The sequence below is a fragment of the Tepidanaerobacter sp. EBM-38 genome (assembly GCA_001896545.1).
In the GTDB taxonomy this organism is placed as follows: Bacteria; Bacillota; Thermosediminibacteria; order Thermosediminibacterales; family Tepidanaerobacteraceae; genus Tepidanaerobacter.
In genome coordinates this window covers 20,559-34,277 of sequence record MPOT01000037.1, presented here as the reverse complement: position 1 = coordinate 34,277, position 13,719 = coordinate 20,559, and the positions used below count along the sequence as shown (strand labels likewise).

Sequence of the window (13,719 nt, the reverse complement as noted above, 5' to 3'; positions counted from 1 at the left end):
GTCGCGGATGGCTCACCATTTGTGGCCCCGTGGTCAAGTGGTTAAGACATCGCCCTTTCACGGCGGTATCAGGGGTTCGAATCCCCTCGGGGTCACCATTTTATTTATACTACAAAAGTAAAATACTAATGGAGTAATACAAAACAAAACTATTTTTTACGTAGTTTTGTTTTTTTATGATATTTCCTAAAAATGATGCGCAAAAAGTTGATTTCGACCTGTTTAAGTTAAATATTAAATTAGCTTTGAAGCCACAGATTGACAAAAACTAATAGCAGCTTTATAATAGTACTGAGCGAGCGGAAATAGCTCAGTGGTAGAGCATCGGCTTCCCAAGCCGAGGGCCGCGGGTTCAAATCCCGTTTTCCGCTCCAATCAAGATACATCGAGGTTTTGGGGAAGCGATATTTTCTTAAAACCTCTTATTTTGTCCATAGGCCGAGTGCCTGACAAATACTCTAGCATTTATTAGAAGGCTTTCACTTTTTAAGTGGAAGCCTTTTTTGCTAGATTTTTCGGTCTATCAGATGCTAATTTTATCGGTAATCTCTCCGACACTAGAATAAAACATCAAAAGAGTAAATAAATTAACTAATGAATAGTAATGTAATAAATTTATATATGGTTTGTAAAAACCTAGGAAGGGGAAGATACGGGTGAAAAAGAGGAAGTTTGCAATTATACTGGTTATAATAGGCTTAAGTTTTTTGTTTGTTCAAAGAGGACACCAAAAGAAAATACAAAAAGTAACCGAAGAAATTATGACAAGCTGCCCCCGATATGAAATGGATGTGACTTTTTATCCTGAAGAAAAAAGGCTTGCTGTCATTGAAAAGGTTACGATAACCAATGATAAAGCAAAAGCATTTCAGGAACTTTATTTCCATCTGTATCCAAATGCGTTCAAAGCCCTTGATGATGTTCCCTTCCCAAAGGAAGAAATGCAGCAGGCGTATCCTGACGGTTTTGAACCGGGATATTTATCTATTAAAAAAATTTCCGATGAATCTTCCAAAGTAAATTTTGAAGTTGAAAATACAATCTTGAAGGTAATGCCTAGCAAACCTTTAGAGCCGCAGGATAAATTGGTTCTTACAATAGAGTTTGATGTGAAAATTCCTCCGGCACGCGGACGGTTTGGATATGGGCAAAACACTTTTAATTTAGCAAATTGGTATCCGATTCTTGCCGTCTATGATGAAAAGGGTTGGCATAAAGATCCATATTACTGCGTAGGCGATCCTTTCTACAGTGAAATGGGCCTTTATGATGTAAGCATAAGAACCCCTAAAGCATACAAGATTGCGGCAAGTGGCAGCTTACAAGAAAAAATTGAGGAAGCAGGAAACAATGTAATTTGGAATTTTAAGACTGAGCTCGTAAGAGATTTTGCTTGGATCAGCAGCAATAAATTTACAGTAGAATCAGCCACTGTTGACAATACCCAAATCATGTCATATTATTTTGAAGGGGAAAATAAGGAGTATAGTTTAAAAGCCCTTGAATATGCTAAAAATGCCTTGGGTTTTTTTAATGAATATTTTGGCAAATATCCATATTCACATTACTCAGTTGTTGCTTCGGATTTTTACATAGGTGGTATGGAGTTTCCAAATTTAGTAATGATAGGCAATGAATTTTACGGCTCAAGCGGATTCTTTGAGTATGTAGTGGTGCATGAAACAGCGCATCAATGGTGGTATGGCCTTGTCGGCAATAACCAGATAGAGGAGGCTTGGCTGGATGAGGCATTGGCAGAGTATTCTACGCTTTTGTATTATGATTACTTTTACGGCAGAAAGAATGGGCAAAAAGTTTATGAACAAGCCATCTTAAATCCGTATAAGCTCTATGAAGCGGCAAATACGCCCGGACCCATCCTAAGACCGCTGTCGGAATTTGCTGATTGGAAAGATTATAGTGCTGCGGTGTATCACAAGGGCACTATAATGGTTAAGGATTTAGAAGGGCGAATAGGTAAAGGCAAACTTCAGCAAGCACTGAGGTACTACTTTGAACAAAACCTTTATAAAAATGCCACAACCGCCGATTTTATAAAAGCCTTGAATCATGTAACAGGCGTGGATTGGACCGACTATATAAATGATTGCCTTAGAAGTAGAGATATATTAGATAAAGCCTCATAGGTATATTTATGGAAATATTGGAAATCATTATCTTATAGGGACATTACAGCAAGATATCATTTAACTTAAAAACTTGTAATTGGATTTTACATGCTTTTAATTGTTAAATAAAAACTCATATAATATAGTTTAATCAATGCTTGAAGGAAATTGGAAGCTTTTACCGTAGAAAAAATAAGAAAAAATTCAAATCAAAAGAAGGAAAATCATAATTTGCATAGAATATAATAGTGGTGTGTTAAATTACAAATATGTTACGCAAATATTAAATATTTATTACAAGATGTAAGCTGAGGTTGTGCTATATTTCAGGAATGCCTTTGCTACATGTGTTAGGGGAAAGTAAAGTGGGTTTATTGTACTTTCCGCCATATGCAAAAGAAAGGAGTGGGTGAATGGAAACGCCTAGTTTTAAAAACCTTAAAGGGCTTTACCTGAAGGCAAAGACCGATAAAAAGACAAAAACTTTATTGCTTGCCGGATGTTGTGTCATCGTTACTTTCGCTGTTTTAATAGCACTTCTTAGTCGTTCTGTGCTTGAAGTAAGTGTTGGCGGCGAAAAAATAGGAAATGTAAAAAACCACCAGAAATTAGCTGAAATCAAAACTGAATTACAAAAAAAATATGAAAATAAGCTTTGTGCGGATATAGAATTTGTTCAAGATATAAAAGTTTCACCGGTAAGAGCTTTAGGGAAAAAGCTTGACTCAGAAGAGGAAATGATTGAAAAACTGGAATCGGCCTTGACGTATAAACTAAAAGCGGTAGCCATTGAAGTAGACGGAAAAGAAGTTGCTATAGTAAAAGATAAGCCCACTGCAGAAACGGTCTTGGATGGAGTGAAAAACTATTATATAAGCCAAGTACCTGGAGAATTAATTAAAGTAGAGGTAGCCGAAAAAGTCAAGCTAATCGAAAGGTATGTATACCCTAAAGAAACCTTAAGTGCAGAAGAAGCAAAAAACCTTATACTAAAGGGAGCCTTAGAAACCAAGACATATGAGGTAGTTGAGGGCGATAGTCTTTGGTCTATTTCACAGGAAACGAATATGTCTTTGGATGATTTGATAAAGGCAAACCCTCAATTGAAGTCTGAAAATGAATTAGCCTTAGGAGAAAAAATAAATCTAACTGAAATAAAACCACTTCTAAATGTTACAGTAGTAAAGAAGATTACATATAATGAGGAAATACCTTATGAAACTGAAGTAGTCAAAGATAACTCCTTGTGGACATGGGATCAGAAGGTAAAGCAGGCAGGAGAGAAAGGTTCTAAGGAAATTGCTGCAGAAGCGGTATTTAAAAATGGTCTTAAAGTATCTCAGACTGTTATCGATGAAAAAGTGGTTAAAGAGCCCGTAACTCGCATCGTTGCAAGGGGTACAAAAGCTGAAGTTGCCTTCCGTGGCAATGGGAGATTTTCATGGCCTACAGTTGGACAAATTAGTTCACCCTTTGGAAAAAGAGGCGGTGAATTTCACACCGGAATCGATATTGCTCAGAGCAAAGGCGCTCCAGTCCGCGCATCTAACAGCGGCACAATAACCTTTGCAGGATGGCAGGGCGGCTATGGAAACTTGGTTATAATAAATCACGGTGGCGGCATAGAAACCTATTATGCCCATAATAGTTCTATTACTGTGTCGGCAGGTCAGCAGGTAGAAAAAGGCCAGCAAATTGCAACAGTAGGTGCTACCGGCAGAGCGTCCGGAAACCATGTGCATTTTGAAGTCCGCGTCAATGGAAGTGCGGTAAATCCATTGAATTACTTAAACAAATAGTTGCCTGGAAAATTAAATATAAGGTGGTTTAAATATTTATACATAATTAATATAAAAGTGCTGCTGCACGATTATTCCGATGTGCAGCAGCACTTTTTATACTCCTTAAAAAGTCACTTAGACTTACAAAGAACATTTATTATATACTTCGAGCTTGCTAAGTATGCCGAAAATAAATATATCGATTACTGAAATTTTTCAAGAACCGTTTTAAGGTCCGGCTGGCCGATTTCCTGAAGCTCATACTTTACTCTTACCACAGGCTTATTGGGATTTATAATCCGCGTTATATCTATTGGAGTGCCGGATAATACCACATCACAATCACTATTATTTATAGTTGCTTCAAGCTCTTTCATTTGCTGATCACCGTAGCCCATTGCCGGCAGTATCACATTTAGATGAGGATATTTTTCATAAGTTCCCATTATACTTCCTACAGCATATGGTTTAGCATCTACGATTTCTTTGGCTCCAAATTTCTTTGCTGCAACAAAACCTGCTCCAAATTTCATGCCTCCATGAGTAAGGGTAGGGCCGTCTTCGATTACAAGCACACGCTTACCTTTTATCATCTCCGGTTGTTCTATGCTTATAGGTGAAGCTGCTTCTATAACTAAGGCATTCGGATTGGCCTTTTCGATATTTTCTCTAACGGTGTTTACATCACTGGCATTAGCCGAATCAATCTTATTAATTATAATTACATCGGCCATCTTTATATTGGTTTCTCCCGGGTGGTAGAGTATTTCATGGCTAGGCCTTAAAGGATCTGCCAGTACAATGTGTAGGTCGGCGTGGTAGAACGGAAAATCATTATTACCGCCATCCCAGATGATGATATCAGCCTCTTTTTCAGCCTCTCTCAGGATTACTTCATAATCAACGCCTGCATATACGATGATGCCGTTGTCGATGTGCGGTTCATATTCTTCCCGTTCCTCAATGGTGCATTTATGCAAGTTCAAGTCCTCGTAGGAGGCAAAACGTTGGCATATTTGCTTGCTTAAATCGCCATATGGCATGGGATGACGAATTGCCACCACTTTTTTGCCCATCTGCTGCAAGATTTTACATACAGCACGTGTAGTTTGACTTTTGCCGACCCCAGTCCTTACAGCACATATGGAAATGACGGGTTTTGATGATTTTATTGAGGTGTTTTGAGGTCCCATAAGGCGAAAGTCAGCCCCTGCGGCAAGAACCGTTGAAGCCTTGTGCATAATATCTACATGCGCAATATCGCTATAAGCAAAAATCACCTGCCTGACATCATGCTCCTTGATTAAAGACTGAAGCGCTTCTTCAGGATAAATAGGAATTCCATCGGGATACAATTTGCCTGCTAAAACCGCAGGATATTTCCGCCCTTCAATGTTGGGGATTTGCGTAGCGGTAAAGGCTACCACATCATACATATCGTTATCTCTAAAATACGTATTAAATACGTGGAAATCCCTGCCTGCTGCCCCCATGATTATAGTTTTAATCTTCATTTATAAAACCCCCTAAATTATAATTAAATTAAAATCAACGCTTTAAACACTTTAAAAGAATAGCTCTGATTAAAATGAAATATATAATATTATACACCTATAGTATAAAAATGCAAGCTATATGTATAAATATTCATAAAAAAATCCGACTATACACCCTGCGATGGACAAACGCCGCAAACAATCTTAGATAAAGGTAAGTTCTATAAAACTCATAATTATATTTACGGGAGTGCGAATGGTATTGATTGGGATAACTATTCATATAATTCAGTCTTAAGAGAAGGAATTTTTAAAAAATATTTTTGTGTACCTGACATTGGATTCCTGGTGAAAAATCTAAAAAATGCAAAACTGACATGCATAAAAAACGCCTGTATCATAAAAGGTAATTTCAATCTAAAACAAAGCTGCTATTTGTCGATAAAACCAGTAATTTGTAACATGATTGTAATATAAATGAAATAATTCCTTAATAATAATCATTTATAATAAGAATTAAGCAGTCAGCAACAACAAAACGATCCCCCCTTTTTAAAATGCGGCAAATAGCCGCTTTTTTTCTTGTGTCGCAGATTTTATTACCGGCCTAAAACAACGCAGTTTTGCCTTGAAAAATCTGATTTTTTATTTTTTTATGAATGTAATCTGGTAAATAACAGTGGCAGTGAATATGATTTCCAGTGAAATTTTTGTCGAACTCTAATATAATGATAGGGGGGAGTGGAAGACAATGCTGAGAAAAAAGCTTACTGCAATTGCGCTCCTATGTGTTATAATTATTATAGGAGTTTATTATTTTTATGCGCCAATATCTGTTGTCACATTTAAATTAAAAGGTTTTGATTCTGTGGCAACATCACATTTTATTATACTTTTTAAGCCTGAAAGCAAGGATAGCATACCGGCTGTTGTAAATGCGGCTGAGAAAGCCTATGACCTTGTGGGGAAAGACTTTGATTTTTATCCAAAAAATAAGCTGCCCATTGTGGTCTTCCCGGACGGATTAAGCCTTCAATCCGCTTTCAATTGGCCAAAAGATGAAAATACTCAAGGGGTTTACTATAGAGGTGTTATCTATGTTCAGTCGCCGGATGGGTGGATTGAAGAAACTCAGGATATGGAGAAGGTATTCTTTGATAAAGGCCCCATGGTTCATGAATATACTCATTTTGTGGTAGATACTATGACTAAAGGCAACTGTCCCCGCTGGTTTACAGAGGGAGTGGCTCAGTATGAAGAAAAGCGAGTAACGGGTTATACACTTGAAGAGGATTTTGAAATTGATAAGAGCTTTGACTATGCTTATGAGGATATCATGTATAGTTTTGATAAACTCTCAAATGTACCTAAGGCGTACTTAGGTGCGCTTGAGATGACTGAATTTCTTTCGGGCAGTGGTGGCATTGATGAGCTTAAAAGAATAATGCTTTACCTTAAAGACGGTGATTCGGCAGATGGTATTTTCCTTCGAAAGGTTGCTCAAATTGATACGGGAGGAAAATAACGAATTATGGCGAATGTAGTTAGTAATGGGGGTGCTGTTTTTGAATGAGAAGATTTTAGTGGTTGATGATGAAAAACCCATTGTTGACATTTTAAGATACAACCTTTCTAAAGAGGGGTATAATGTTTTGGCGGCTTATGATGGTGATGAGGCTATAAACATTGCCCTAAAAGAAGATCCCGACTTAATACTATTGGACATTATGCTGCCTAAGCAGGACGGTTTTTCAGTATGCAAGAAACTTAGGGAAAAAATAACTAGCCCGATAATCATGCTAACGGCCAGAGGCGAGGAAGTAGACAAGGTCTTAGGCTTAGAGCTTGGTGCAGATGATTATATTACAAAACCCTTCAGCATGAGAGAGCTTATGGCTCGAGTAAAAGCCAATTTGAGAAGGATTGCTCTTTCTGAGCCCGGCGGCGAAGAAGAAATTATCAGACTGGGAGATTTGGAGCTAGATTTAAAAAGTTATGTAGTAAGAAAAAAGGGGAAACCCCTTGATCTTACTTTTCGCGAGTATGAATTAATTAAATATCTTTCTACTCAGGCCGGACAGGTTTTCACCCGCGAAAAACTTTTAGAGGAAGTGTGGGGTTATGAGTATTATGGGGATATACGCACTGTAGATGTAACTGTGCGGCGCCTTCGGGAAAAGGTGGAAGACGATCCTGCCAACCCGACATATATTATTACTAAACGAGGTGTGGGTTACTACTTTAGGAAGCAATAGGTGGTGCTGAATGTTCAAGAGCATCCAGTGGAAGCTGGTCGTTATATACATTATGCTGATACTACTGGCCATGGAGGTAGTTGGAATTTTCATGGTTCAGTCTTTGGAGAAAGATCATATAGATACTCTTGCCAATACCCTTGATGGTAAAGCACAGCTAATTTCCGGCTATATTGAAAGACACTTGATTCCAGTTCCTCAGCCGCAAGATATAAGCGATGTTATTAAAGGGTTTGGCCAAGAGATGGGTATTGCTATTCTTGACGGCTCTGCAAGTATCATAACATCTACTGATGATACGAGATTTCAAAAGAATACCAGACTCCTGACTCCTGAAATAACACAGGCTTCTTTCGGAACTCCGTCAAAGGATATGCGAGTTGATCCAAAAAGTAAAATCCCTTATATGTACTGTGCGTATCCGGTGAAAAGCGGTGATACGGTAGTAGGTATTATTTATCTTATTTCATCTATGAAAAGCATATATGATACTATTGCCAACACAAAAACCATATTGCTTACGGCTACGCTGTTAAGCCTTGCAGTAACAGGATTAGTGGGATTTGCCCTGTCAAAGACCATAACAGGTCCTATTCAGGAAGTTACCAAAAGAGCTGCTTCACTGGCACAGGGAGATTTTGACCAGCATATTGAGGTCAAATCCGACGATGAAATAGGAAAGCTGACGAACATGTTCAACTTCCTGACTACTCGCCTTAAGGAAACCATGGAAGAGATATCTGATGAGAAAGAAAAAATGGAGGCAATCCTTATAAATATGGCCGATGGCGTCATTGCCTTAAATGATGAAGGGCAAGTAATACACATAAACCCTGTTGCAAGGCAGATGCTGTCGCTGGAGGAAGGCATCAACGGTCAAAATTTTTCTTTGGAACTTAACAGGTTATTAAATATTGATATGAAACAGCTTTTAAGTAATGATTTTGACAATAGTGAAACTCTTATTAAAACTAAGGATGCCATATTAAAATCCATCTATGCTCCGTTAAGACGAGAAAACCGAATTGTAGGGCATATCTTTGTGTTTCAAGATATAACAAAACAGCATCGACTTGAAGCTATGCGCAAGGAATTTGTGGCTAATGTATCACACGAGCTTAGAACGCCTCTTACTACCATTAAGAGCTATGCTGAAACCCTTCTTGATGGGGCATTGGAAGAAGCTGAGATATCGCGGCAGTTTATGAGCGTTATAAATGATGAAGCCGACCGGATGACGCGTCTAGTAAATGATTTATTAGAACTCTCACGCCTTGACAATAAGGAAACAAAATGGAATATGAAACCGATAGATGTCAGCACCATACTGAAAAATGTCATAAAAAAGATGGATGTAAATATCAAAAGAAAAGGTCAGACGATAAAGGCCAATATACCGGAAGAGTTGCCGGAAGTTTTTGCAGATAATGATAAAATTGAGCAAGTCTTTCAAAATATCTTGAGCAATGCTTATAAATATACCCCGGAAGGTGGTACAATATATATTGATGTTGAATATGCTGAAAAAATGGTAAAAGTAACCTTTAAAGATACGGGTGTTGGGATACCAAAAGAAGACCTTCCCCGAATTTTTGAAAGGTTTTATAGAGTGGATAAGACCAGATCTAGGGAAATGGGTGGAACAGGCTTGGGCCTTTCAATCGCAAGAGAGATAGTGCAAGCACATGGCGGTGAAATTAGCATAAGTAGTGAGCTTGGTAAGGGCACAAGTGTAATCATACAAATTCCAGCCATATCAGGCCAGCTGGTAAGAACTAATTAAGTAAATGTAACTTATTTTTAATCGGTCTGTAATAATTCTGTAATGTTAGTCATTTAAACTATAATATAGACAGATAGATAGAAAAGGGAAAGCAAGGCCGGTATCTTTTTGTTTTTTTATTCCAGAAAGGGAGATTGGCATGAAAAAAACCGTAACAGTGTTGGCAATGTTTTTAGCTATCTTAATACTTTTTTCTCCCTCGGCTAAGGCCGATGAAGTTAAAAATTTTATAAAATTGACTGAACCTAAGGATAACTATATGACATCCGCAGACAAAGTCTTGATTTCCGGTGAAACCGTGCCAAATTCCAAGGTCATCGTGCTCATAAACGGGCGCAAGGAGGAAAAGGAACTTTCGGTGGGAGCTGCAGGTATTTTTGTAACACAAGTACCTATTTCTTCCAAAGAAAATATTATTACTGTAAAAGCCTCATTTCCGTCAGGAGAAGCCGAAACGGTTTCGCGCAAGGTATATCAACTTGAAAGCGGATCAGAATTGCCGGAACTTGGATCCCTAATACAGACTCTCAAGTCATTTCTCATCCTTAAATAAAAGGCGGTGTTGCCATTGTCAAGGGATTTTATCCTGGGCTGGACTCTTATCCTGCTAGTGGCCATCAGCCTTTTTCTTTCATTTAACATCTGGTCTAGGGTTCCTGGGCATCTGGGAACCGCAAGAACGGTGCAGTATGAAAAAAACATAGACCCGATTAGCGCCGTCAGTCCTGAAAAAATTCTGGTTTATTTAGGCAATTCTTTTAACACCATTTTAAAACCTTCATCGCCCTTGTATGATAAGACCTGGGCTATTTCTAAAAAACTTTTGGCTTCGCAGTGGACGATAAGTCCGGAGCCAATGACTAATATAAAGCAAGAGTATTTTACGTATAAAAAAGGCTTGGAGGTTTTCTTTCCTACGCCTTTACCGCCGTCCTTCATAAAGCAACTTTTTGATATTAGTGCGGGTGATACATCGATAATAGACGGGAAGTTAATCCGTTCATTTATACTGGTTAGCGATGGCGAGCTTTTATGTTATTTGACGGACAGTGACGGAAGCTATTATAAAGTAGGCAAAGGTGACAGTGATGCTGAACTTACCGGCCTTATCAAGGAAATAAATGATTCGAGTCCTCCCATGTTTGCCAGCCTTACGGCAGATGTAAATCTCAAGGTAAATGGTGATGTATATGTTTCGCTGTTGCCGTATGAGCTTCCTATGTATTCTTTAAAAAAGGAAACGATTTTGGAAGAACAAGTGGCGTCTGAATTTTTCATGGACTTTTCTGTGACACGTAGAATTGAAGAAAGAGACGGCACTATAATATATACTGATGGTCAGCAGGGCCTTAGGATTTATGATGATGGATCAATTGAATATAATTTTCCTGTTACTCAAGAACAGCGTAAAACTCAAAATCTTTATGAGGCTTTCAAAACAGCAATAGATTTTGTGGCTTCACACGGCGGATGGCCAGAAGGTGGTTACCTAGCTTCATATGAAGCTAAAAGCGAATCACAGGGTTCAACGACGTATATTTTTAGATTCAAAATCAGAGTTAATGGCTTTAGGATTGTAAATTCAGATGATTATATTGTAATAGCTGTTGAAGGAAACCAGGTAAAAAATTATTATAGAGATGTAGCTTGGTCCATAAAGCAAGAAGGAATAAGGGATCTTATGACGCCTGTGGAAGCATTAAATGCTGCAGTATCCACTAAAAATATAAAGACTGTAAATGATATATACCCCGGATACATGATTGAGGGAGAAAAGCTAAAACCTGTATGGGTTATTAAAACAGCAGATATGGAAGTAATCATACAGGACCTTTCGGAGTGATATTTTTGGAATGGAAAAAAGCGATTGCTATTCTTGTTGCATCATTTATAATACTTAACGTATTTTTGGTATTTAACTTATGGTTTAAAGAAAAGCCCATGGCTGAATTTAAACTTACTTCAGGCCAACAGTTCGAAATCAAACAGTATTTAATGGAAAGAGGCGTTATATTAAAGGTAGATGATTTAAAAGAGGGAAGGCCTCAGTCTTTGCTAGAAGTGAGTTTTCAAAAGGTAGATGAAAAAAAGGCTTTAGAAAGTTTTTTTGGAAAAAAAGCACTGCCGCAAATTAACAAGACTCAAGACGGGAGAATCTATACTTTTGAAAAGCAGCAACTTATAATTACGGATAACGGATTTATTACTTATTTCAATAATGAGGACCAAATAATATGGCCAAATCTTACAAAAGAACAAGCAGAAAACGAAGCGGCAAATTTTATTAAAAATCATGGTAGTATGCCGGCAGATGCGGTACTAGACAAGGTTACCTATGACGAGAAAAGCCAAGGTTACTTATTAGAGTATGTCCGCTACTACGACAATTTTTTCATAGATAACAGCTATGTAACAATGCTTGTTACGCCTTCCGGAATTAAAACCTATTATCAGTGCTGGCTCAAGCCTTTAGGCTATATAGGTAAAAAACGAGGTGTTATTTCACCTCTCACAGCTATTATGAGGGTTATTAATGAGGTTCAGGCTGAAAATCAAATATCAATAACTCGAGTTCAGCAGGGATATTATTCTAAACTTTATGATGCCAATCGCTGGCAGGTGGCTCCGGTGTGGAAAATAGAGCTAAATGACGGTGATATTTATTATGTAAATGCTTATACAGGTGAAATGGAACAATGAGCAAAACGAAGGTATCGGTCTATTAGCCGTTACCATAGAGGACCCGGCTCCCCCAAAAAAGCAGCTTAGCTGCTTTTTTGGTGTACTCTTTTTAATTTCCATAATATATTTGGCGAATTATTGCCCGGGAAATAGAAAATACTAACATAATGTCGATAAAATGCATAAAGAAAGATTGGAGGATTTTTTGTTAAAAATATATAATTTCAAGCAGGAGGTTTACAATGACAAAAAAAATATATTTTGCGGATGCCAGGGTAAAGAGCTACGATTTTAAGTACAGTTTTGTGGCAAAGTTTGAGCAGATACTTAATATGATTGATTTTAAAGAATTTATCAATGAAAAAGATTATGTTGCTGTTAAGACTCACTTCGGCTCTTATGGAGCTCATCGCATTGTGCGCCCGATTTTTTTGAAAAAAGTCGTGGACAAGGTAAAGGAAGTAGGCGGCAAGCCGTTTGTTACCGATACTGTGAGGATTCCAGGGCTGGAGTACTTAGATGTGGCAAATATGGAAGGTATAAACCATCTATCTGTAGGAGCACCGGTTATTTTAGCAGATGGCATCTTTGGCCAAGATCAGGTAAAGGTCAAAAGCGGTCCGATTCTAAAAGAGATAGGAGTTGCCTCGGCGATATACCATGCACCGGCAATGATTGTAGTATCTCATTGTAAGGGGCATGTGGGATCGGGATTTGGAGGTGCCATTAAAAATCTAGGGATGGGCGGCATAAGCTGTAAAGATACCTGCGGCGAAGCTGAAAGAGGACGGATACATTTTGAAGAAAATAAGCATCTCAATTGGCTTGATGACAAATGTATACGCTGCGGACAATGTGTGGATGTATGTCCGCACGGTGCCATTAAGCTGATGAATGACTGTATAGTTATAGATAAATCCATATGTGTAAAATGCGGCCGCTGCTCTCGAGTATGTGAAGCAAAGGCACTGATTGTTCCAATTACCGAGGAGGGCTTTCAGGCAGGATTAGCTGAGTCGGCACATGCTGTAGTATCGACATTTGAAAAAGGCAGAATCCTATACATAAATTTTATCACAGAAGTTCAGCCCGAATGTGATTGTATGCCCATGGCTGATACTCCACTGGTGCAGGATCAGGGTGTTTTAGTGTCTTTTGACCCGGTGGCTATCGACCAAGCTGCCATAGACATGATAAACAGTGCTGAACCCTTGCCCCAATCCAAAGCTTCGGATAAAAATGTGAAAAAAGGGGATAATATATTAAAGGCCGTGACCGGCAAAAACGCCCAGCTTCACATTGATGCTGCATGCAAGCTTGGTATGGGTACTAAAGAATATGAGTTGATTACTATTACGGAAAAAGATGTAAGCGAGGGCGAAGGAGAATAGTATAACCGGTCAGGGCCTAATCCATAGAAAGTAGGTGTGTTTTATGGAAAAGCACAATAACAGGTGGCCCCGGTCGGATATTAAGAAGATACTGGCAGTAGCTGTCTTGAGCTCCCTTATTGGAGCACTGGCAGCTACTTTTATTACTACATCAAAGATAACTGCGTAAAATGAAAAAAGGTTGACAAAAGCATTCTTACAC

At 38.4% G+C, this 13,719-nt stretch carries 11 protein-coding genes and 2 tRNA genes; 12 read left to right on the top strand and 1 reads right to left on the bottom strand.

Annotated features, from left to right (window positions below; all coding sequences use genetic code 11):
* Positions 1-23: 23 nt before the first annotated feature.
* The 4 genes from BUC45_RS04050 to BUC45_RS04035 all read left to right on the top strand — a co-directional run bounded on the left by BUC45_RS04050 (position 24) and on the right by BUC45_RS04035 (position 3,928).
* Positions 24-98 (top strand) — tRNA-Glu (locus tag BUC45_RS04050).
* 201 nt (positions 99-299) lie between these two features.
* Positions 300-374 (top strand) — tRNA-Gly (locus BUC45_RS04045).
* Between the two features lie 282 nt (positions 375-656).
* Positions 657-2,147 carry a M1 family metallopeptidase gene (locus BUC45_RS04040; protein WP_296970523.1) on the top strand — a complete coding sequence of 497 codons (1,491 nt, stop codon included), beginning with the start codon at positions 657-659 and terminating at the stop codon, positions 2,145-2,147.
* Positions 2,148-2,542: 395 nt separating this feature from the next.
* Entirely contained in the window at positions 2,543-3,928 is a 1,386-nt protein-coding gene (locus tag BUC45_RS04035) for a peptidoglycan DD-metalloendopeptidase family protein (protein WP_296970521.1), read from the top strand.
* Between the two features lie 185 nt (positions 3,929-4,113).
* On the opposite strand, the gene BUC45_RS04030 is transcribed toward BUC45_RS04035, so the two are convergent.
* The gene (locus BUC45_RS04030; protein ID WP_296970519.1) at positions 4,114-5,424 is read right to left on the bottom strand and encodes a cyclic 2,3-diphosphoglycerate synthase; all 1,311 of its coding nucleotides are present in this window, start codon (positions 5,422-5,424) and stop codon (positions 4,114-4,116) included.
* A 733-nt stretch (positions 5,425-6,157) separates the two neighbouring features.
* On the opposite strand from BUC45_RS04030, the gene BUC45_RS04025 reads away from it, so the two are divergent.
* From BUC45_RS04025 to BUC45_RS03990, 8 genes are all read left to right on the top strand, one after another.
* Entirely contained in the window at positions 6,158-6,931 is a 774-nt protein-coding gene (locus tag BUC45_RS04025; RefSeq protein WP_296970517.1) for a hypothetical protein, read from the top strand.
* A gap of 40 nt (positions 6,932-6,971) precedes the next feature.
* A complete protein-coding gene (yycF, locus tag BUC45_RS04020) occupies positions 6,972-7,661 on the top strand; it encodes a response regulator YycF (protein WP_296970515.1) in 690 nt (229 codons plus the stop codon).
* 10 nt (positions 7,662-7,671) lie between these two features.
* Positions 7,672-9,444, top strand: coding sequence for an ATP-binding protein (locus tag BUC45_RS04015; protein WP_296970513.1), 1,773 nt, complete (start codon positions 7,672-7,674; stop codon positions 9,442-9,444).
* 139 nt (positions 9,445-9,583) lie between these two features.
* Positions 9,584-9,997 carry a hypothetical protein gene (locus BUC45_RS04010; RefSeq protein WP_296970511.1) on the top strand — a complete coding sequence of 138 codons (414 nt, stop codon included), beginning with the start codon at positions 9,584-9,586 and terminating at the stop codon, positions 9,995-9,997.
* Between the two features lie 15 nt (positions 9,998-10,012).
* Positions 10,013-11,287, top strand: a complete 1,275-nt coding sequence (yycH, locus tag BUC45_RS04005) for a two-component system activity regulator YycH (protein ID WP_296970510.1) — start codon at positions 10,013-10,015, stop codon at positions 11,285-11,287.
* Between the two features lie 5 nt (positions 11,288-11,292).
* The gene (gene yycI, locus BUC45_RS04000; RefSeq protein WP_276792745.1) at positions 11,293-12,144 is read left to right on the top strand and encodes a two-component system regulatory protein YycI; all 852 of its coding nucleotides are present in this window, start codon (positions 11,293-11,295) and stop codon (positions 12,142-12,144) included.
* 224 nt (positions 12,145-12,368) lie between these two features.
* Positions 12,369-13,517, top strand: a complete 1,149-nt coding sequence (locus BUC45_RS03995; RefSeq protein ID WP_296970508.1) for a DUF362 domain-containing protein — start codon at positions 12,369-12,371, stop codon at positions 13,515-13,517.
* A 43-nt stretch (positions 13,518-13,560) separates the two neighbouring features.
* A complete protein-coding gene (locus BUC45_RS03990; protein WP_296970506.1) occupies positions 13,561-13,686 on the top strand; it encodes a hypothetical protein in 126 nt (41 codons plus the stop codon).
* Positions 13,687-13,719 lie beyond the last annotated feature (33 nt).

Bases quoted from the DNA above. Each gene is read 5' to 3' on its own strand.
- BUC45_RS04035 (WP_296970521.1), top strand. From the start codon at position 2,543: ATGGAAACGCCTAGTTTTAAAAACCTTAAAGGGCTTTACCTGAAGGCA.
- BUC45_RS04030 (WP_296970519.1), bottom strand. From the start codon at position 5,424: ATGAAGATTAAAACTATAATCATGGGGGCAGCAGGCAGGGATTTCCAC.
- BUC45_RS04025 (WP_296970517.1), top strand. From the start codon at position 6,158: ATGCTGAGAAAAAAGCTTACTGCAATTGCGCTCCTATGTGTTATAATT.
- BUC45_RS04015 (WP_296970513.1), top strand. From the start codon at position 7,672: ATGTTCAAGAGCATCCAGTGGAAGCTGGTCGTTATATACATTATGCTG.
- BUC45_RS04010 (WP_296970511.1), top strand. From the start codon at position 9,584: ATGAAAAAAACCGTAACAGTGTTGGCAATGTTTTTAGCTATCTTAATA.
- BUC45_RS03995 (WP_296970508.1), top strand. From the start codon at position 12,369: ATGACAAAAAAAATATATTTTGCGGATGCCAGGGTAAAGAGCTACGAT.
- BUC45_RS03990 (WP_296970506.1), top strand. From the start codon at position 13,561: ATGGAAAAGCACAATAACAGGTGGCCCCGGTCGGATATTAAGAAGATA.